The sequence below is a fragment of the uncultured Marinobacter sp. genome (assembly GCF_913055835.1).
GTDB lineage: Bacteria > Pseudomonadota > Gammaproteobacteria > Pseudomonadales > Oleiphilaceae > Marinobacter.
Genome location: NZ_CAJXKQ010000007.1, coordinates 46,409 through 66,253, shown reverse-complemented (window position 1 = coordinate 66,253; position 19,845 = coordinate 46,409). Strand labels below are relative to the sequence as shown.

Here is a 19,845-nt window from a genome sequence, read left to right as displayed (position 1 = left end):
TGCCAGCGTCAAATATAGGTAACAGAGATCAATAAGTGATCACGCATGATGATCAGTAACGAGGAGTGCGATGGACTTCAAAGACTATTACGCCGTGCTCGGTGTCAGTGAGTCTGCCTCCCCCGAGGAGATTAAAAAGGCCTATCGGAAGCTGGCACGGAAATACCATCCGGATGTCAGCAAGGAAGAGGACGCCGACACCAAATTCAAGGATGTGGGTGAAGCCTACGAAGTACTGAAAGATCCCGAAAAACGGGCGGAATACGACCAGCTGCGTAAATACGGCGCCCGTGCTGACGGCTCCTTCGAACCACCTCCGGGCTGGCAGAGCGCATCCGGCTTCGGTGGCGGTGGTTACACCGAGGCCGACGCCCGCCAGTTCAGCGATTTCTTCGAGGAAATCTTCGGTGGTGGCCGCCGCGGCGGCTTTTCCGGTGGCTTTGGTGGTGGCGGTTTCCGCCAGAACATGAGAATGCGCGGTGAGGACGTGCACGCCAGGATTGCCCTGTTCCTGGAAGAGGCGTTTCACGGCTGTGAAAAGCAGGTGTCTTTCGCGGTCCATGAGGCCGATGAGCATGGCCGGGTGATTCCGCGGCAAAAGACCCTGAAAGTGAAGATTCCCGCCGGCATGCGCGAGGGGCAGAACATCCGCCTCAAGGGCCAGGGCTCGCCGGGTATTGGCGGCGGAGAGCCGGGTGATCTGTTCATTGAGGTGGAGTTTGCGCCACATCCGCACTTTGCCGTGGAAGGCCGGGATGTGATGGTGACTGTGCCGATAGCGCCCTGGGAAGCAGCTCTCGGTGCAACGGTGACAGTGCCAACCGTTGGCTCTAAGGTGAATGTGAAAGTACCCAGGGGCTCCACCAGTGGCCGGAAGCTTCGGCTCAAGGGCAAGGGATTCCCGGGCAAACATCCGGGCGATCAGATTGTCATCCTGCAGATCGCCATGCCCGAGAAACACAGCGCCGAAGCCGAGAAGCTCTACGAGCAACTGGCGGAGGCCGAGAAGAACTTCAATCCACGCAGCAAGATTCACGTGTGAGCGGGAGTAAGGTATGAGCAAGCAAGATCATATTCTGACGGTCGAGGTGCTCGATCAGCATGGCAGCACCTTCACCCTGCGTGAAATCTGCGAGCGCGGCGAGTGTCATGCCGAGTTCGTCATCAAACTGGTGGACTACGGGATCATTGCCCCGGTGGAGGAGTCACCGGAAGCACGGCACTGGGAGTTCGACGTCGGTGCCCTGAGCCGGTTACGCAAGGCCCAGAGGCTGCAGCGGGATCTGAAAATGAATCTGCCCGGGCTGGCCATGTCTCTGGAGCTACTGGATGAGGTGGAGGAAATGCGCCGGGAAGTGGGCCGTCTCAATCATCGCATCCGGCAATTGATGGGGGAGTAAAAGCTCCCCCGGTTATTTCTTTTCTTCCAGCGCCTGAATCTCGGCGTAGATCTTTTCCGCCTCTTCCATAAGCGTACCGTGAGTTCTCAGATCGCCGTTGCGCTGGGCATCCAGTGCTTTGGCAAGTTTCGCCTCGTAATCCTTCTGCAGTTTTTTCTTCGGATCGCCTTTCAAAAATCCCAGCATGGTTGTGGTCCCTTTTTGGCTGACTGTTCAGAGCTTTACGTTTTCCGACCCATAAAGTTCACAAAATTTTCATGATCAAAAACTGGACAGTCGCAAAAGTTGGGATTAAATTCCCAAATAATTAATTGGGAAAATAATCCCAATGAAGAGATTGGGTGGTCAACGGCGACTGCCCGGGGATGCAAGAACAAGCCTGGAGAAGAACGATGAATCGCAAACCTTTAGCAATCGCAGTGAAGTTGGCCATGACCGGGGCTCTGGCCGGTGCTCTTGCCGCTTGTGGTGGCGGAGGCTCCGGAGACTCCTCCACCAGTGGTACCTCATCGGGTACCAGTGTGGGTGCAGTCACCGGTTTTGGCAGCGTCTATGTCAACGGAACCCGTTTCGCTACGAACGGCAGTGTCAGCAGCGATGATGGCCTGGAACGCGAGGATCAGCTCGAAAAGGGCATGATTCTCAAAGTGGAGGGCGACTGGGATGACCGTGGAGAAGGCAGGGCAGAAAGGGTCAGTTACGACGACACACTTCGGGGCCCCATTTCCGCCATGAGCTGGGATGAAGTGACCCGTACCGGAAGCCTCACGATGCTGGGCCAGACTATTTCACTGGACGGCAAAACGGTCTTTCGTGGTGCGACTCCGACTATGATCGCCGGCAACCCGGGAGGGTACCGGGTTAGAGTCAGCGCCTGGCGCCTGGAGGATGGCAGCTTCCGGGCAAGCTTCGTGGGTGCCCGTGCCATCGGCCTCGACTTCGATGACGACAACGAAGTCGAAATTGAAGGCATTGTTGCCAACCTGGACACAAGTGCCGAGACCTTCACCATCAACAGCTTCCTGATCGATTACACCAGCGCTGTCGGTGATGACGACTTCTCCCTGGATGATCTGGCGGACGGAATCGTCGTGGAAGTGGAAGGGTATCTCAACGGAAACACCATCATGGCCGAGGAAATCGACGACGAGGACGACCTCTTCGACGATGACGACGATGTCGAAATTTCCGGTAGCATTTACGACTATGACGCTGCCAGCCGCCAGTTCTCGGTAAATGGCGTCAGGGTCCAGATTAACGGCGGCACCGAATTTGACGACCTGCGCGAAAGCAGCCTTTCCGATGGCCTGTTCGTGAAGGTGGAAGGGGATTTCCGCAATGGCATCCTGGTGGCTGAAGAGATTGAGGGCCGGGAGTCCGACGCCGAGCTGGATGGCCGCATCGAGTCCATAGATCTTGCCGGTGAAACCCTGGTCGTCAGTGGCGTCAGTGTTCGGCTCACCAGCAATACCCTGATTGATGACGACGACGATGATGACGATGACCGTCGCAGTCGCGCCCAGGATGTCCAGAGCCTGCAGGTGGGCGATTACCTGGAAATCGAGGGCCGTCAGCGCAGCAGTGAGGGCGGATTCCTCGAGGCCCTCAGCATTGAGCGCGAGGATGACGACGACGATGACGATTTCGAACTCGAAGCACGGGTGAGTGCGATCGGAGCCGAGTCGATCACCATCATGAATCTTGAGGTGCTCCGTAATGGCTATAGCCTGTCTGGGGCCCAGGTTGGTGATGAAGTGGAAATCGAGTACCGCCAGACCAGCGGTGGTCAGTACGAGCTGACTGATAATGTCGAAGTCGACGATGATAGTAGCGACGACGACAGCGATGATGATTGATAAGTGAGCCATAGGTGCGGGCCGGGCGGATGTCGGCCCGCATTGTGGCTTTCGATGTCGCTATGGGAATACAATCCCAAACATGAAAAAGACCAACCCCCTGCACCAAGCGCTGTTCCGCATTCTGCGCCCCCTGGCGAGGTTGCTGCTGAGAAACGGCATCCCATTCGGCGAGTTTTCCGAGCTGGTAAAACGTGCCTATGTGGAAGCCGCCCTGGAAGACTTTCCCGACGGGCGCCGCAAGCCCACGGACTCCCGCGCAGCGGTGATGACCGGGCTGACCCGAAAGGAAGTCAAGCGCCAACGGGAAATCCTGGCCGGGGAACACACCGGAACCCGGGACGTGCTCCACACCAATCGGGCTTCCCGGGTGGTGTCGGGTTGGGTGCACGATGCCGCCTTCCAGGCCGGAGACGGAGAACCAGACATGCTGGCCTTTGACGGACCGTTGAGCTTCAGTGAACTGGTCAAGCGGTACAGCGGCGATATGCCGCCCCGCGCAGTGCTGGATGAACTGCTTCGTGTGGGTGTGGTGTCAGTAGACGGTGAATCGGGCCGGTTGGTCCTGCAGCAGAGGGCCTATGTTCCGGCTGGAGACAGTGAGGAAATGCTCCAGATATTCGGTGAGGACGTATCAGATCTCATAGCGACGATTGATCATAATCTGGTCAGTGACGAAACCGGGCAGCCACCGCTGTTCCAGAGAACCCTGACCTACAACAACATCCCTCCGGAAGTGATGGAGCGCTGGCGCCGGCATGCAGCTGCCCAGTCCCAGGCACTACTGGAACAGCTGGACAAATGGCTTGGTCCCCATGATCGCGATATTGCGGGCCAAAAGTCTGGCAGTGAATCCGGGGATCCGGTCCGCACCGGCGTCAGCATCTTCTTCTTTGAAGAGCCTGCCGGTAAAGAGCCGAAAGGAGATTGAGTGCTATGAGTTTCAGGAGGCAGCCGAACATTATTTGTCGCTGGGAGCCCACGGAGCTTGCAAGCACAATACTTTCCGCATCGTCCCGGCAGGTGATTCGTTCCTGGATCAGCTCCAAAGAGTTTCTCGATGAGCATCACGACCCTGTCATGCTGTTAATGGATAGTCACGCAACGAATTCATTCAGCAATCTGGTGCAAGCGACCGACCCTGATTTTGCCCCCACAGTGGTTCTGAACGAATTGCTCCGTAAAGGTGTCGTCGAACCGCTGGACAGCGGTTACCTCATGCTGAGACGCAGTGTTTATGCGCCCTCGCAGCCCCGGCTTCCAACCGAAGCCCGAGGCGACCAGGTTTCTGAATTCGAAGATGAAATGCCGCGCAGGCGCTTCAACGATGCTATTTAACAAAAACCGGCCAGGAATGCCGGTGAGGGAGACGAACACAATGAAACGGCAACTCCGCAATCGTGTTTTCGGGCTGGCAGCCGGTACGGTGGCCTTTGGTGCGATTTCCGCCTGCGGAGGCGCGGGTGGTGGAGGCCTGGATGTTGCCGATGGTGGTATACGGGGCACAGGGTCCAGCGTAGGGCCGGTTTCCGGGTTCGGGAGTGTGTTTGTTAATGGTGTGGAGTTCAGTACGGATCGGGCTGTCGTCGGTGATGATGGGATCAATCAGGAATCTCGCCTTGTTGTCGGTATGATCCTGAGAGTGGATGGTGAATGGCGAGACACGGGACTAGGAGATGCGGATACCGTCGAGTATGACGATACCCTGCGTGGCACGATGCAGGTCTTGAGTCCTTGGGACGTTGTGAGCAAAACAGCAGCGGTTCAGATTCTTGGCCAGACCGTAAGAATTGATTCTCAAACCGTGGTGAAAGGCACGCTGGTAGAAAATCTTGCTGATGGCGACTTTGTGCGGATGTCGGGATGGCGTCTTCCCAATGGAGAGTTCCGTGCCAGTTACATCGGGCTGCGGACAGACCAGAACCGAGATGTCTTTGATGATCAGGATAAGGTTGAGCTAGAGGGAGTTATTGACGAACTGTCTGACTCCGAGCTTCGGATCGGGTCACAGCTCGTCGATTACTCGGGTGCAGCGCCTGATGGACTGGATCTATCTAACTTGGCGGTCGACCTTGCTGTAGAAGTGGAAGGTTACATGGTCGATAGTGTCTTGATGGCAGACGAAATCAGACCTGACGATTCTCGCCGTTACAGTCCGGGCACTGAGGATGATATCGAGTTTGTGGGCCCCATCTCTAATGCGTACAACCCGGCAAACGGGGTTGTCACGGTTAATGGTATTTCGGTGCAGGTTACGAATGAAACGGAGTTCGATGGACTCTCTGGTCCCAATGATCTGGTCCAGGGACTGCTCATTCAGGTCGAAGGCGATTTCGAGTCTGACGGTTCGGTGACTGCTGACGAAATCGAGCTACGCGAAGCGGATTCTGAGTTCAAGGGCGGTCCGGCCCAGGAAGTCGACTTACCGGCCGGTCAGTTCAGAGTCGGTGGTGTTCTTGTGCAGGTCACTCCACTGACGATCATCACCGATGATGATGACGAATCCCGCCTTTCGCTGAGCGATCTGGCGTTGCCGCGTGAGCTGGAAATCGAAGGGATAGAGCGCGTAGGTAGTGACGGCACCATTTATCTTGAGGCTCTGAAAATCGAGCGTGATGATGAGTCGCCTGATGGAGGATTCGAGCTAACCGGTCGAATCTCGGAAATGGTGAACGACCGGATTCAGGTTTTGGGAGTGGACCTGTTCATCACTACGAATACCGAGTTCGACACTCTGCGAAGTGAGCTACAAGGGCTTGTTGATGCAGGCGAAAGGCCAAAAGTGGAAGTGGAGTACGAGTTTGTCGGTACAGGATTAGTGATCGGCGAAATCGAGCTTGAGGAAAACGATGACGATTAACTACAAAACCCGTACATAAATGCGGCCCACTGCGGCCCGGGTTTTGCTATACATACGGACACGCTTCGCAGGGACGCTGTTACCGACTGAGCAGGATGCATGAAGCACACATTCTAGCGGAGTCCGTATGTCACTCAGTTTTATCAGGCGGCTGATCTCAAGCCGCCTTCTTCGACCGGTATTCATTGTTCTGGTGGTTGCCGGCCTGGTTCAGGTACTGGTCAGCCAGTGGCTGATTTCCGGTCAGGTGGAGCGCCTGGTCAACACCGCAGGGTCTGCCCTTGAGGCCAGCAGCCAACAGGTCAGTGCCTCCTTCGGGGACACCCGGGAGGATGTCCGGACCCGCCTGGAGACCATGCGGCAGAAGACCACCGAGGAACTCTCCGCTGAACTCACCCGTCAGCAGACTGAGCAACAGGAACGCGTTGCCGGCAATGTTCGAACCGCCGTCATGGCCGAAGCCCAGGGCCTGGCGGACGTGTTGGCTGCCGTTGCGGCTCCGCTGATATGGGACCGTGACGTTCCCCGTCTTACCGATCTTGTGGAACTGGCCGACGCTCGTGAATCGGTTTTGTTCGCAGTTTATTACGACCAGTACGGTGATCGACTGACCCGTTACGTGGATCGCACCGACGACCGGGTACGCACCTTAATGGAGCAGGGGGAAGGCCGTGGTGCGGCAAACAAGGTCCTGGATGCGGCAAGTCGTGACCCCAACGTGGTCATCGTTACCGCTGATATTGCACCTCAGGGTTCCGCCATTGGCCAGTTAAAGCTCGGATTGTCCCTCGAAGGCATTAATCAGGACCTGGCCGCTCTGGAAGAAGAATTCAGCGCGACGATCACAGGCAGTATCGATGCGCTTCGTGACACCCTGGAGGCAGAAACCGAACAGGTAAACCAGCGCCTTCAGCAGCAGCTGGCGGGCATGGATTCAGACACCCGCTCCAGAATTCAGAGCACGGTAGAAGCGTTGAATGCCGAGGCCTCAAGCCTCTCCGCCAATCTCAGTATGCTGGCCATCGGTTCCGTGGTGGTTCTGATTCTGTTGGTGGCCCTGGTGCTGGGTGGCGGGCTGTTGCCCCGGGTGTTCCGGTTGAGCTCGGCGATCTGGGGTATCGCCGATGGCGAGGCCGATCTCACCCGCCGGGTCTCCATGAAAGGTAAGGATGAGCTCACCGAGATGGCCCAGGGTGTAAACCGGTTCATCGCCCGTATCCAGGAGCTGGTTTCCGACGTCAAGGAGTCGGCCGAATCGGCCGCTGGCCAGGCCCAGGCTCAGGGGGATATCAGTCGCAGTGCGGTGGCGGCCGTGAATCGTCAGGAGCAGGAGGTGGCCGAGGTGTCCGGTACCATGGACGCCATGTCCCGGAGTATTTCCGAGGTGGCTGAAAACATCCAGGATATCGCGGGGTCAGTCAGCAACGTTAGTTCGGAGAGTGAGGCCACCGCGGGCATTTCCCGGGAAGTCCGGAACCGGTTGGATCAGGTAGTCCGCAATGTTGAACAGGCGGTGGAAGCGGTCAATCAGCTTGACCACCAGAGCAAGGAAATCGGATCGGTGCTCTCGGTAATCGGCGCCATCGCGGAGCAGACTAATCTGCTGGCGCTCAACGCCGCCATCGAGGCCGCTCGCGCCGGGGAATCAGGGCGGGGCTTTGCCGTGGTGGCCGATGAGGTCCGGACTCTGGCGAGCCGGACCCAGGAATCCACCACCGAAATCCAGTCCATCATCGAACGACTTCAGCAGGGCAGCCGACAGGCGGTCAGTGCCATTGGCGAGGTGTCGGGACAGGTCGCGGAATCCTCTTCGGAGTTCCGTCGGGCCGATGAGCATTTCGACCGGATCAACCAGTTGCTGAGCAGCCTTCAGGATCGGGCCATGGCCATTTCATCCGTGGCGGAAGAGCAGGGCCGGCATGCCAGTGAAGTCAGTGTGAGCGTAAGCGATATCGCAGGCTCCTCCCGCCAGACGGTGGAGGCCATTGAGCGCTCCGACGAGGCCAGCGGCCAGATTGCCCGGACACTGACCTCGTTGAAGGACAAAGCCTCACAGTTCCAGGTTTAGGAACCTGTCGATAACAGGCGTTCCCGGGCGCTTCTGTATTCGTTGGTCAGACGGCTCACCAGGTCCGGGACGGTGAGCACGTCGTGGATCTGGCTGACGCCCTGGCCGGCGGACCATACGGTTTTCCAGGCCTTGGCTTCATCATCAATGGGCTTCAGCTTTTCCCCGTAGTTGATTTCGCCGGCCTGGTTCAATTTATCCATGGGGAAGCCGGCCGCTTCCAGGCTCTGGCGCATGAAGCTAGCGGGCACACCGGATACCGCCGGTGTATGAATAATGTCGCCAGACACCGCCTCGATGATCATGTTCCGGTAGGCTTCGTCTGCCTGGGATTCGAACGTGTTGATAAAACGGGTGCCCAGGTAGGCCAGGTCTGCGCCCAGAGCCTGGGCCGCCAGAAGGTCTTCCCCATGGGACAGCCCGCCGGCCAGCAGAATCGTACCATCGAAGACTTCCCGGATTTCATGCACCAGAACAATCGGGTTGATGGTGCCCGCATGGCCACCGGCACCGGCCGCCACGGCGATGATTCCGTCAACCCCCGCCTCCGCTGCCTTGCGGGCATGCTTCTGGTTGGTCACGTCATGGAACACCACACCGCCGTAGCTGTGCACCGCCTCCACCACCTGGCTGGCGGCGCCCAGGGAGGTAATGATGATGGGCACCTTGTGTTTAACGCACAGTTCCAGATCCGCCTGCCAGCGGGGATTGGTCCGGTGCACAATCAGGTTCACGGCGTAAGGTGCGGTTTTAACCCCCGGGTTGGCGCTCTGGAAATCGGCCAGCTCGTCATTCATCTGGATCAGCCAGTCTTCAAAGCCTTCGCTGGTGCGCTGGTTCAGGGCCGGGAAACTGCCAACGATGCCCTGCTTGCAGCAGGCAAGCGCCAGTTCCGGGCCAGAGATCAGGAACATGGGTGCGGCCACCAGGGGCAGTGAGAGAGTGTCTTTCAGGGAAGCGGGCAACGGCATGAGGATTCCTTAATTTTTGTTGGAACTTTTGTAGGATATAAAGGATCTTAGCGTGCCACGCACGATCTGAAAACGGTCGCGACCTAATTAAATCCGGAAACCAGAAACACAATAAGGAGTCCCTTCATGGGTGAAGCAAAACGTCGCAAGGAAACCGGTGCACCGCCTCCCCGAAAACCAAATTCCAACAAGCCGCTGTATGCCGGTATTGGTCTGCTGGTTCTGGCGGCAGTGCTTCTCGGTGTCTTTTTCCTGACCGCCGCACCCGAGCCAACCTCTGACGAACTGCCCGTCGCCGCGCCCAATGCCGATGATTTTCCTGCACAGCTGGACCAGTACGGCATTTCTGTCGGTCCTGAAGATGCCCCCGTGGTGGTGCGTGAATTTGCCGATTACCAGTGCCCCGCCTGCGGCAACTTTTCCTCTGCCAGCAAGCAGCTGAAAGAGGAATACGTGGATGCTGGCAAGGTTCGGTTTGTCTACTTTGATCTCCCATTGCAGCAGCACCAGAATGCTATGCCGGCCGCCCAGGCCGCCCGTTGCGCCGGCGACCAGGACGCCTACTGGTCCATGCACGATCGCCTGTACGATTCCCAGACCGAGTGGAGCGGCTCGAACGATCCGGTTGCCACCTTCACCCGGTACGCGGGCGACCTGGGCCTGGAAGAGCGGCGCTTCCGCCGGTGCATGACTACAGAATTGCACCGCGAAGCTGTTGAGCAGAGCCGCCAGGTCGCTATGCAGCTAAGAGTCACCAGTACGCCCACGGTTCTGGTCGACAACATCCGCCTGACACGTCCTGGCTGGGGCCAACTTTCCGCCGTCGTTGAGCGCGAACTGGCCAATGAGGCGGACTGACGCTTTGAGCCCCGGGTAACCCCGCACTTGATCGTGAGCCTGAGTTGGTTAAAATTTGCGCCCTCTCAGGCTCAGGCCTTTGATACTTTCAACCAGTTCCAAAACCATGCTCCGGATTTACGATCCGGCCCGCAGGAGAAAATGATGAGCAACAACGTTGTTGTCTGCGCACTGTACAAGTTCGCAGTGCTGAATGATTACAAATCCCTCCGTCAGCCGCTGCTGGACCTGATGCTTGAGAAAGACGTGCACGGCACTTTGCTGCTGGCGCGCGAAGGCATTAACGGCACCATTGCCGGCAGCCGTGAAGGCATTGATGCCGTGAAAGCCTGGATTGCCAGCGACGAGCGGTTCGACGGCATTGATTACAAAGAGTCCTTTGTGGACATCCAGCCATTCAAGCGCACCAAAGTGAAGCTGAAGAAAGAAATCGTCACCATGGGTGTGGACGGTATCGATCCGAAGCGTATTGTCGGCACGTATGTGGAACCAAAGGCCTGGAACGATCTGATTTCCGATCCGGAGGTGGTGCTGGTGGATACCCGCAACCAGTACGAAGTGGAGATTGGCACCTTCAAGAATGCCGTCAATCCGGCCACCGACACTTTCCGGGAGTTTCCGGAATACGTGAAGCAGAACCTGGATCCTTCCAAGCACAAGAAGGTGGCCATGTTCTGTACCGGCGGTATCCGTTGCGAGAAATCTACTGCGTATCTGAAAGAGCAGGGTTTCGAGGAGGTCTATCACCTCAAGGGCGGCATCCTGAAATACCTGGAAGAGGTGCCGGAAGAGCAGAGCCTGTGGCACGGAGAGTGCTTTGTGTTTGATGACAGGGTAACGGTCAACCACCGGCTGGAGCGCGGCGATTATGACCAGTGCCATGCCTGCCGCAGGCCGATCACCGAGGAAGACAAGCAGCGCCCCGAGTACGAGCAGGGTGTGAGTTGCCACCAGTGCATCGATTCGCTGACCGAAGAGCAGAAAGCCCGGTTTGCCGAGCGTGAACGCCAGATGCGCCTGGCGGAGGAGCGGGGCGAGGCCCACGTGGGCGGAGAAGCTGCGCGCATCATTGCCGAGCGCAAGGCCCGGAAAAAGGCTGAAAGAGAACGTCAGGCCCGGAAAAGCCTCGAGGGCGAAAGGGCGAGCAGCACCGAGAGGGCCTGACCAACCCGGAAAGGAGACTTCATGGATTTACGACAGGCTGTAGCCATTACCGCAGTTGTTATCGCGCCCTTTGCCAGTGCGCAGGAGGCAGACAACTGGAAGGGTGAAACCGAGCTGGGTGTGTTGATCACCTCGGGCAATACCGAAGAGACCAACATCAAGGGTCGCCTGGGGCTGGTCCATGAAGTCGAAACCTGGCGCAACACTGGTGATTTCCGGACCAACTATTCCGAGACCGACGACCAGACCACCGCCGAAAAATACCAGGCAGCCCTGGAAACAGACTACAAGTTCGCCGAAAACCAGTACTGGTTTCTCCGGGGCTCTTATGAGGACGATCGCTTCTCCGGCTATGATTTCGAATCCACCGTAACTACGGGTTACGGTCATCGTGTCTGGAGCTCGGGTGATCGCTCGTTTCTCGATCTCTCCGTTGGTGGCGGTTACCGCTACAACAAGCTGGAAATGGTGAATGCCGAGGGTGAGGATACCGAGGAAGAGGCCATTGCCCGCCTGGCCGGCCAGTTCGATTACGCCCTGTCGGAAAACTCCCTGTTCCGTCAGAAGCTGAGCACGGAAATTGGCCTGGATGAAAACAACACCGTAACCGAATCGGAAACATCACTGCAGGCAAATGTGGTGGGCAATCTCTCCATGAAGGCCGCGTTCCGAGTCAAACATGTGTCTGATGCTCCGGCCGGCTCAGAAAACACCGATACCGAAACCTCCCTCTCGCTTCTATACGGCTTTTAACGGCGTGAATTCGGGGTCAGATGAAATGTTCATCTGACCCCGACTTTAGCTTCAAACGTTGTTCCGCAGCCCCAGTTCATCGGGATAGGGCGTCAGATACTGCTGGGCGTGCAGGTAATCCACCGGCTCCCTGCGCTGGGCCATGCGCAGCAAGGTCATCGGCACCACAAGCGGCACCTCACCCCGACGATACGCCTCCATCTGCTCCATCAGCACCTTGCGGTCTTCCTCGCCCATGGAATCCCGCAGGTAACCCATCAGGTGCTGCATGGCATTCATGTGTGAGCCTCGGCTCACCTTCTTGCTCATGGCGTCCATGAACAGGTGGATGTAGCGCTCTGCAATGTCTTCCAGTGGTTCGGATTTCAGGTCCCCCAGCATCGGGCCGAGCTGGCGGTAAATCCGTTCGGAGTGGGCCAGAAGCTGGAACTTGTGGCGGGTGTGAAATTCAATGAGTGCCCTGGCGGAGAGCTGGTCGCCGGCGACGTTCTGCATCCAGTCGTCGTAGGCAAACACCCGCTCAATGAAGTTCTCCCGGATCATGTCGTCGTTGAGGCGACCTTCCTCCTCCACCGGCATCAGCGGGTAGGCCTTCAGGAGCGCCTCGGCAAACATGCCCCGGCCATCGCGGCGGGTCACGTTGCCTTCCTCGTTATGGATCTTGATCCGCTCCATGCCACAGCTGGGTGACTTCGCCATCAGGATGTAACCGCGCAGGTCGGCCAGGGTGGGCATGATCTGGTCGATAAAGCCCTGCATGGCGTCGGTATGATCCGCTGCGCCTTTGGTTTCAATCAGTCGCAGGCCATCACTGTACTCGCGCAGGTGAATGGCGGGGCGGGGCACGCCCAGGCCGGCTTCCAGTTCCGGGCAGATGGAACGGAAATCAAAATGCTTCGAGAGCACCCGGGTGCAGTAGCGGGAATGCTTGTGACCGCCATCATGGCGAACTTCCTTTCCCAGCAGGCAGGTGCTGATTCCGACAAGGATACCGCTCACGTTATTCTCCGATCAAAAGGTCAGTCCGATTATCAACTCGGTCCGATGATGAAAACTGTCTTTGCAATACGTGAATTGAGTCTAGCCCGATCAGGTTCGCCGGGGAAACCGTAACCCTACCTATTCGGCTTGATGCCCCGCTCCTTTCCGTTTCTTGGCAAACATGGCCAGGGTAGTGGCGTAAATGGTGCGAACGTCACTGGCGAACTGCTCCACAGAGTAGTCCCCGGCGAACTCCAGGGCCTGGGCGGAAAGCTTGTCGCGCAGTTCATCGTCTTCCAGCAGTTTTTTAACCTGCGCCCGCCACTGGTCCTGTTTCTCCGGCGTCTTGAAGCCATTGAATCCGTGGCGAACCACATCCTCGATACCACTGGAGCGAACAGCAACCACCGGCAATCCGGCTGCCATGGCCTCTAGGACTACCATGCCCTGGGTTTCAGATATCGAGGCAAACAGGAAGGCATCACCAAGCCGGTACCACGTGGCCATTTCGTCCGGCGGAACGGCGCCGACCAGGGTGAAGTGTTGTTGAAGTCCCAGATCGTCGATTTTCTTCTGCAAGCGGTCCTTCTGGTGGCCATCACCAATCATCAGGAACCGGAAGGGCACGTCGGTTTCCCGCCTGAGGGCATCGACCGCCTCAATCATGAAGTCGATGTTCTTCTCGTTCGACAGCCGGGAAACGCTGACAAACACTTTCTCGTTACTGAGCTGCAGCTTCTCCCGCAGAACCTCAACATCCGCCTCCTGAACCTCCTGGAATTTGTGGTATTCGATGCCTGTCGGCTGCACGAATGTCGGTGTTTTCACCCCGATCATGCGCAGGTATTCCTCGGTGGAGTAGGTGGGAACGATCACCCCTTCGCACTTGTTGGCAAAGCGCTTGATCAGGGCGTGGGAGATCAGGTTCCGGAACAGCATGCCTGGCAGAGGCACAAAGTGGGCATAATGCTCCAGCCGGGTATGGTAGGTATAGATAGCCGGTATCCTGAGGGTACGCGCCACGAACAGGCCGAGTGATCCCAGCCAGAACGGATGATGCAGGTGGATAATATCCGGTTTGAACGCCCGGACCCGCTTGCGGATCCGGCCCAGGAAGATGTTGGCCAGCCGGAATTCGCGCTTTTCTCCCATGGCCAGTAGTGAGGGCACCCGCAGCACGTGGGGTTCGGCCTCGGGCTGGCCCTTGTAACGGGGCGCCACCACAAGAAGTTTGTCGCCAAGCGCTTCCAGACCGCGGCGCAGGCGCTCAATGGAAATCGGCACGCCGCCGATGAAGGGCAGGTAGTTGTTGGTGAACATCGCCACCCGCATCGGCTTTTCGAGCCAGGGGGCCGGGTCCAGATCGTAATCCGGGTAATAATCCTTGCCGATGAAAATGGCGCCGTACAGCTTGATGGCAATGGCCGCAAACACCGCGACGATCAGAATAAAGTTCAGATACCCAGTGTAGAACAACGAGTAGATAAAGAACCACAGGCTTTCCAGCCGCTTCAGGATCGGGTGCTGGCCCACTTCCAGGCGTTGGAGACTGTGGCTTACCTCGCCATTGGCGTCCACATTCACCCGCACATAGTGATAGAAACTGGTGTCATTGTTCATCACCAGTCCACCCGCGCCGCCGGTGGTCACGAAGGTGGTATCTCCTACCTGCTCCTCTGCATAGAGCGAGAGATTGGCGGAAAAGACCCGGTCAACGTCGTGCTCTTCGATGGCCTGTAGCAGTGCGTCCCGGAATTCGGGTGGCGCCAGGTAATCGTCTTTCTGATCAAAGGGCGCATTTTCGTCCGGGTGCAGTGGAGGATGGCCAACAAAGAGAATCCGGGCCCGGGAGCTGTCCTGGGCCAGCAGATCTTTCAGCCAGCGGATCTGCCATCGCCATGGCGTTTTGCCGGTGCTGTCCAGGAAGATAAGCCGGCTGTTGCCCGCCTCGATGCTGAAGAAGTGCGGGCCGAAATGGTCGTAGAACCGGAAGCTGCCAAAATCCTCATACTCATGGGCGCCGAAGGTCAGCAGGTAGGGTATCTCCAGATGGCTCAGGGTCCCGTAGAGGGCCCGGTATTTGTCCTCGCCGCCGCCACTGACCGCATTACCCGCCGAGACCAGAAAGTCGAGCCCCGAGCGATTCAGTTCCGGAATGATGCGGTCTTCGAAAATCCCTACCGAGTTGTTGATGTTGCCTACCACCGCAAAGCTGAACGGCTGGCCGGGTTCAAGCTGACGATAAATCTGCTCCACCTGCTCGGTATGAACCCCTTCGAAATCCTCCGTGAAGAGATTCAGATAGGTTTTGTAGCCAACCAGCAGAACCACCACCAGCAGGCAGAGGTAAAACAGCAGCTTTAGGGGATTGCGGAAAATCATCCTGCTCTCCTGCGATTGGCAACGAGTTCCCTCTGCAGCACCACCAGACCGATGATCATGCCCAGGTAGATGGTCAACAGGCGCCAGCCGACGATCACCAGAATCAGATGGTTTCCGGAGAGGATATCCCGGAAGAAACTCCCGAAAACACCCTCCGAGATACCGGACGCACCGGGTGTGGGTGAGAAATACATAACGAAGGTCGTTACGACCAGAAGACCGACCGACAGTACATAGTCAACACTGTAGTCCAGGCTGTGCATCAAAAGCGCCGGGAAACTGAACAGACTCAGTAGAAAAATGGCGGTGAACAGGACGGACAACCAGACGAACACCGGCGCGCCCCGCAGATAATCGCCAAAACTGCGCGACAGCCGAAGCATCTCCCGGCGCGCCTTGAACTGCCAACGCTGGTGGCGACGTTCACTGATCAGGTGAAACCGGCGCGCTGCTCTCAACAAACGGGTCAATGGGCCGATCAGCCAACGGGTCCGGAACAGCAGCACCAGGAAAAAGCCCAGGTACAGCACAATCAGAACGGCCAGCGCAGTGCCGATATCGCCGGTAATAGAATTGCCGTCCAGGGGCCTGAGTGTGAGCAGGAACACCGGCGTCAGCGAGAAAATAAACAGTACCGCCAGGATCGTCCGGATGGTGGTCGCGGCCGTTGCCCGCCCCACTGGCACACCATGGTGGCTCAGAAACCAGATCTGGGCGAAACCGCCCCCGGTAGCCATGGGCGTGATGTTGGAGAAGAACAGATTGATAAACACGAGACGGACCATAGCCGGCAGGGGAAGCCGGTGTCCCAAGGCTCTCAGGGTGAAATATAGCCGAAGGCCATCCGAAGTAAAATAAACCAGCAACAGGCCCGCCACCGATAAAAGCGTGCCCGGCGCGATCAGCCTGGTATCGAAGGTAATAGTGCGTTCGGCAAACAGATCGTAAACGGCATACAGCCCGGCAGCAGTGAGCGCCAGAAACAGCAGACTGAACATTGCCAGCCTTTTTCCCGAGGCGCGCTTCGAATAGTGGATGTCCGTGGAGTCAGTCATGGGCTGCCCGTCAGAGTGAGACGGGCAGTTTACAGGGTAGGGTGTGGTCGGTGTCCAGTGTCCGGCTAGTGGCCATACACCATCATGGTGGTGTTAGTGATGGCAAAGTCCGTGAACTGAACGCTGCCAATGCTGGTGCCGCCAACCTTGAAGACCGGCATATCAATATCCGCCCGGAACTCAACATCATGCACCGAAAGCCCTTCGTTGCCTGAGGCGGCACTCGTGCCCCGGGACAGTTTTGCGGTGGCACTTGCCATACCGAAATGCCCCAGCGTGTCATCGCCCCGCCGGTTATGAATCTGCAAGCCCTCAATACCAACCGCGGCAAAGTTGAACAGCAGAATCACATCCGCCGCATCCCAGTTCAGGCTACCGTTGGTAATCTCGAAATGGGTATCCAGTTGCAGTTCAGAGCCGGACACCTCGTTGCCGTTGGCCAGTGTGCGAGTAGCGGTTCCTTCGTTGGTAATCACAAGATCTGTGGGCCCGATATGCCCCTGCAGCAGGATATCTGAGAACAGCGTGGCCGAGCCCTCGCTACCTGAGGTGGTCACACTGTCCACCGCCAGCTCAAAATCCACTGCCTGCAGATAATCATCCAGGCTGCTCGGATCACCATAATCCGTCGCACCCAGGTGCATCACCAGATCGCCACTCTCGAACTGCTTGCCAAAAGAGCCCGCGACGGAATACTTCGCCTGAGCATCGGCCACATCCGGATCATTCAGGTCCAACAAATCCGCATCGGCTCGCCGGGCAATCTCCGAAAATCCGTGCTCCAGCACCTCCCCATCGCCGGCAATATCAATGGTCAGTTTCATGTTATCCAGTACCGTATCGTCCTTCCCGGATAACCTCAGCCCGTTCACATTCAACGAACCCTCATCAATCCAGCTGAACCGATCAATGCTGAGCTTGGTCTCCAGCTCAATCGTCACACCCGCCTGACCGGTTACACCAGACAGCGCTCCATCATCCAGCGGCCGGAACTCCGCCATAGCTGGCAATGGAAGGGAGAGCGCAAGCACCCACAGCGAGAGAGCGGAAGACGTGGTGTTTCGACGACAGGCTAGTGACTGAGTCATGGTGGCCCCAAAAGTCTGGTTTATTGTTTTTAGCGGGGAGCGTTAAGCACTACCCGGGCCGCAGGGGGACAGCACAACCTATGCAGCAAAAACTTTGGTTTGTTACAGACTGTTACGATAAGCGGGAGAGGGAGAAAGATCTGTGAGCCCTGTCACAGGGAGGTCACTGGAGAGGATGGAGCAAAGCGGGCGGGAGGTCCTCCCAAAACTGTGCGGAGCCAGGGATGGCGGAGCCAAGCGTACATGGACGTATTCACAGCGTGTTTTGGGAGGACCTCCCGACCGATTTGCATGCACCAAAAGTTGAAGGGCGATACTTGGACTACGAAGCCAAAGCCTGCTGAATGAGAGACTTCTGGTGCTCCGCAAAGTCCCGAATCAACGCCTGCGCCTTATCAGAATCCCGTGCCAGCACCGCCTGCGGCAGATTGGCAAAAAACTCACTGGTCTGCGCCAGATCCCGCCGATACCGATCCGCGCTCAGATAATAGGCCCGACTGACCGCCGGCTTGAAATTCGACAAAGCCTCCGTGAGATAAGGATTCCCCACCACCTCACAACAGGCATCCATCACATCAAAACTCGCCTCAACCACACCGGCTATGTCGGCAGAGCCATCGTTGGTCTTTTCAACAGCCTTGCTCACCGCCCCAAGCAACAGCGGCTTATCACCCTCCTGCCAGCGCTCGCACAAGCGCACCGCCATCATCATCAACAAGTGCATATACACATCGTAAAGCTCGGATGCGTGGGCCGCGTCCAGCCGGGTTGCCGAAGCCCCCTTGCGCGGCGTGATCTCCACCAGATGCCAGCGCTCCAGGGTGTACAGGGCTTCCTTCACCGACGCACGACTGACCTTCAATTCACCGGCCAGTGTAGCTTCCTGAATCCGCTCACCGGGTCGAATCTGCCCGGTCATGATCCGCTCGGCCAGGTAGTTGGCAATCTGCTCGGCCAGAGTGTTGGGCACCTGAAAATCCATAAAGGCTCTCTGAACAGGTCGTAAAAACCGGCCGGCTGCTGCGGTGATCCGTCCGGGGTGGGAAAGTGTGCGCATGAGTTTATCACAGCCTCTGAGTCTGGCAGCCACAACGCCTTGATCCGCCGGGGGTTCCTGACAATTGTCAAAAAAACTCCTCTCGATTCATTGACGACTGATGTATTGTAGGACAATAATGCAAAAAAACAACAGATGATCAGAGTTTCACCAAAACGCATTCGATGGAGAGAGCCCAATGAGCACAACCCAGTTATCGGTCGATCGCGAGGCTACACGCCGGCGAATATTGCTAACCCTGAAGAAGTACAGCTACCTGATAGCCATGGTCCCCCTGGCACTGCCGCCTCTGCTACTGGCCGCCGGCCACGCAACCGACCTGGTAAACCTGTTCTCCTGGGGTGTGCCCGTCGTTGTCTTCGGGATCATTCCGGTCCTGGACATGCTCCTGGGCAAGGATTCCCTGAACCCGGACGAAGAAACCGACGTGCCACGAATGGTCGGCGAACGGTTCTATAAAGCGATAACGCTAGGCTGGGTTGCCGGCTTCGCGGCCTTGCTGGTCTGGAGCATGCTGGAACTGGCTTCCGGCACCTTCAGCCTGGTAGGGAGTATTGGCTGGATCGTCTCCATTGGCATCGTCGGCGGCCTCGGCATCAACGTCGCCCACGAACTCATCCACAAAGACGACAAACTCGAAACCCGGGCCGGCGGCTTCCTGCTGTCACTGGTCTGCTACGCCGGCTTCAAAGTCGAACACCTCCGTGGCCACCACGTACACGTCTCCACCCCCGAAGACGCCTCCTCATCCCGTTACAACCAGTCTCTCTACAACTTCCTGCCCCAGGCCTACGTACGCAACTTCCTCAACGCCTGGAAACTGGAAGCCGAGCGCCTGCAACGCAAAGGCCACAAGGTTGTTAGCCGGCACAACGAACTGATCTGGTGGTACAGCATCAGCGCTCTCGTACTTGCAGGATTTACACTCGCCTTCGGCTGGCTCGGCGCCGTCTTCTTCCTGGGCCAGAGCTTCATCGCCTTCACCCTGCTGGAAATCGTCAACTACCTCGAACACTACGGCCTGCACAGGAGAAAACTCGAAAACGGCCGCTACGAACGCACCGGCCCTGAACACAGCTGGAACAGCAACTACTTCCTAACCAACGTCTTCCTGTTCCACCTACAACGCCACAGCGACCACCACGCCTGGGCAAAACGCCGCTACCAGATCCTCCGCCACCACGACGTAGCCCCCCAACTCCCGGCCGGCTACTCCGCAATGATCGTCCTGGCAATGTTCCCCCCACTCTGGCGGCGAGTAATGAACCCAAGAGTAGAGGCCTATTACAAAGGAGAAGAACACCAACTTGCATAGAGTCGGCGGGCAAAACTCTCAAGCGGCCCAAACGGGA

18 protein-coding genes are annotated in these 19,845 nt (G+C 57.5%); 11 read left to right on the top strand and 7 right to left on the bottom strand.

Going from position 1 to position 19,845, the window contains the following annotated elements; translation table 11 throughout:
- Nucleotides 1–70: 70 nt before the first annotated feature.
- Nucleotides 71–1,042: a DnaJ C-terminal domain-containing protein gene (locus QZ534_RS06140; protein WP_296932702.1), complete on the top strand. Its 972-nt coding sequence runs from the start codon at nucleotides 71–73 to the stop codon at nucleotides 1,040–1,042.
- 13 nt (nucleotides 1,043–1,055) lie between these two features.
- Nucleotides 1,056–1,400, top strand: coding sequence for a chaperone modulator CbpM (locus QZ534_RS06135; protein WP_296932700.1), 345 nt, complete (start codon nucleotides 1,056–1,058; stop codon nucleotides 1,398–1,400).
- Between the two features lie 12 nt (nucleotides 1,401–1,412).
- Here the strand turns inward: QZ534_RS06135 and QZ534_RS06130 are convergent, their stop codons facing one another.
- Nucleotides 1,413–1,586: a DUF6435 family protein gene (locus QZ534_RS06130; RefSeq protein ID WP_296932697.1), complete on the bottom strand. Its 174-nt coding sequence runs from the start codon at nucleotides 1,584–1,586 to the stop codon at nucleotides 1,413–1,415.
- A gap of 206 nt (nucleotides 1,587–1,792) precedes the next feature.
- Between QZ534_RS06130 and QZ534_RS06125 the strand changes: the two genes are divergently transcribed.
- The 5 genes from QZ534_RS06125 to QZ534_RS06105 all read left to right on the top strand — a co-directional run bounded on the left by QZ534_RS06125 (nucleotide 1,793) and on the right by QZ534_RS06105 (nucleotide 8,184).
- Nucleotides 1,793–3,256 (top strand): DUF5666 domain-containing protein, encoded by a 1,464-nt coding sequence (locus tag QZ534_RS06125; protein WP_296932693.1) that lies wholly within the window; start codon nucleotides 1,793–1,795, stop codon nucleotides 3,254–3,256.
- A gap of 82 nt (nucleotides 3,257–3,338) precedes the next feature.
- On the top strand, nucleotides 3,339–4,187 hold the full coding sequence (locus QZ534_RS06120) for a DUF6502 family protein (protein WP_296932690.1): 849 nt from the start codon (nucleotides 3,339–3,341) through the stop codon (nucleotides 4,185–4,187).
- Between the two features lie 5 nt (nucleotides 4,188–4,192).
- Nucleotides 4,193–4,594, top strand: coding sequence for a hypothetical protein (locus QZ534_RS06115; protein WP_296932687.1), 402 nt, complete (start codon nucleotides 4,193–4,195; stop codon nucleotides 4,592–4,594).
- Nucleotides 4,595–4,634: 40 nt separating this feature from the next.
- Nucleotides 4,635–6,116 carry a DUF5666 domain-containing protein gene (locus QZ534_RS06110; RefSeq protein WP_296932684.1) on the top strand — a complete coding sequence of 494 codons (1,482 nt, stop codon included), beginning with the start codon at nucleotides 4,635–4,637 and terminating at the stop codon, nucleotides 6,114–6,116.
- A gap of 127 nt (nucleotides 6,117–6,243) precedes the next feature.
- Nucleotides 6,244–8,184 carry a methyl-accepting chemotaxis protein gene (locus QZ534_RS06105; protein WP_296932681.1) on the top strand — a complete coding sequence of 647 codons (1,941 nt, stop codon included), beginning with the start codon at nucleotides 6,244–6,246 and terminating at the stop codon, nucleotides 8,182–8,184.
- Here QZ534_RS06105 and QZ534_RS06100 read toward each other — a convergent pair.
- Entirely contained in the window at nucleotides 8,181–9,155 is a 975-nt protein-coding gene (locus QZ534_RS06100; RefSeq protein WP_296932678.1) for a nitronate monooxygenase family protein, read from the bottom strand. The two genes, QZ534_RS06105 and QZ534_RS06100, sit on opposite strands and share 4 nt — an antisense overlap.
- A 126-nt stretch (nucleotides 9,156–9,281) precedes the next feature.
- Between QZ534_RS06100 and QZ534_RS06095 the strand changes: the two genes are divergently transcribed.
- The 3 genes from QZ534_RS06095 (at nucleotide 9,282) to QZ534_RS06085 (ending at nucleotide 11,930) form a co-directional block, all read left to right on the top strand.
- Complete coding sequence (locus QZ534_RS06095; protein WP_296932675.1) at nucleotides 9,282–10,013, top strand: thioredoxin domain-containing protein; 732 nt, start codon at nucleotides 9,282–9,284, stop codon at nucleotides 10,011–10,013.
- A gap of 144 nt (nucleotides 10,014–10,157) precedes the next feature.
- The gene (locus QZ534_RS06090; protein ID WP_296932673.1) at nucleotides 10,158–11,177 is read left to right on the top strand and encodes a rhodanese-related sulfurtransferase; all 1,020 of its coding nucleotides are present in this window, start codon (nucleotides 10,158–10,160) and stop codon (nucleotides 11,175–11,177) included.
- Between the two features lie 21 nt (nucleotides 11,178–11,198).
- Entirely contained in the window at nucleotides 11,199–11,930 is a 732-nt protein-coding gene (locus QZ534_RS06085; protein ID WP_296932670.1) for a YdiY family protein, read from the top strand.
- 51 nt (nucleotides 11,931–11,981) lie between these two features.
- Here QZ534_RS06085 and QZ534_RS06080 read toward each other — a convergent pair whose 3' ends face one another.
- The 5 genes from QZ534_RS06080 to QZ534_RS06060 all read right to left on the bottom strand — a co-directional run bounded on the left by QZ534_RS06080 (nucleotide 11,982) and on the right by QZ534_RS06060 (nucleotide 18,418).
- The gene (locus QZ534_RS06080) at nucleotides 11,982–12,929 is read right to left on the bottom strand and encodes a DUF523 and DUF1722 domain-containing protein (protein WP_296932667.1); all 948 of its coding nucleotides are present in this window, start codon (nucleotides 12,927–12,929) and stop codon (nucleotides 11,982–11,984) included.
- A 120-nt stretch (nucleotides 12,930–13,049) separates the two neighbouring features.
- Nucleotides 13,050–15,293, bottom strand: coding sequence for a glycosyltransferase (locus QZ534_RS06075; RefSeq protein ID WP_296932663.1), 2,244 nt, complete (start codon nucleotides 15,291–15,293; stop codon nucleotides 13,050–13,052).
- Nucleotides 15,290–16,348, bottom strand: coding sequence for a lysylphosphatidylglycerol synthase transmembrane domain-containing protein (locus tag QZ534_RS06070; protein ID WP_296932660.1), 1,059 nt, complete (start codon nucleotides 16,346–16,348; stop codon nucleotides 15,290–15,292). The genes QZ534_RS06075 and QZ534_RS06070 overlap by 4 nt, the downstream gene beginning before the upstream one ends.
- A gap of 65 nt (nucleotides 16,349–16,413) precedes the next feature.
- Nucleotides 16,414–17,436, bottom strand: coding sequence for a DUF6160 family protein (locus tag QZ534_RS06065; RefSeq protein ID WP_296932655.1), 1,023 nt, complete (start codon nucleotides 17,434–17,436; stop codon nucleotides 16,414–16,416).
- A gap of 322 nt (nucleotides 17,437–17,758) precedes the next feature.
- Complete coding sequence (locus QZ534_RS06060) at nucleotides 17,759–18,418, bottom strand: GntR family transcriptional regulator (protein WP_296932652.1); 660 nt, start codon at nucleotides 18,416–18,418, stop codon at nucleotides 17,759–17,761.
- Nucleotides 18,419–18,671: 253 nt separating this feature from the next.
- Here QZ534_RS06060 and QZ534_RS06055 point away from each other — a divergent pair, with 253 nt between their 5' ends.
- Nucleotides 18,672–19,808, top strand: coding sequence for an alkane 1-monooxygenase (locus QZ534_RS06055; protein WP_296932649.1), 1,137 nt, complete (start codon nucleotides 18,672–18,674; stop codon nucleotides 19,806–19,808).
- Nucleotides 19,809–19,845: the final 37 nt, after the last annotated feature.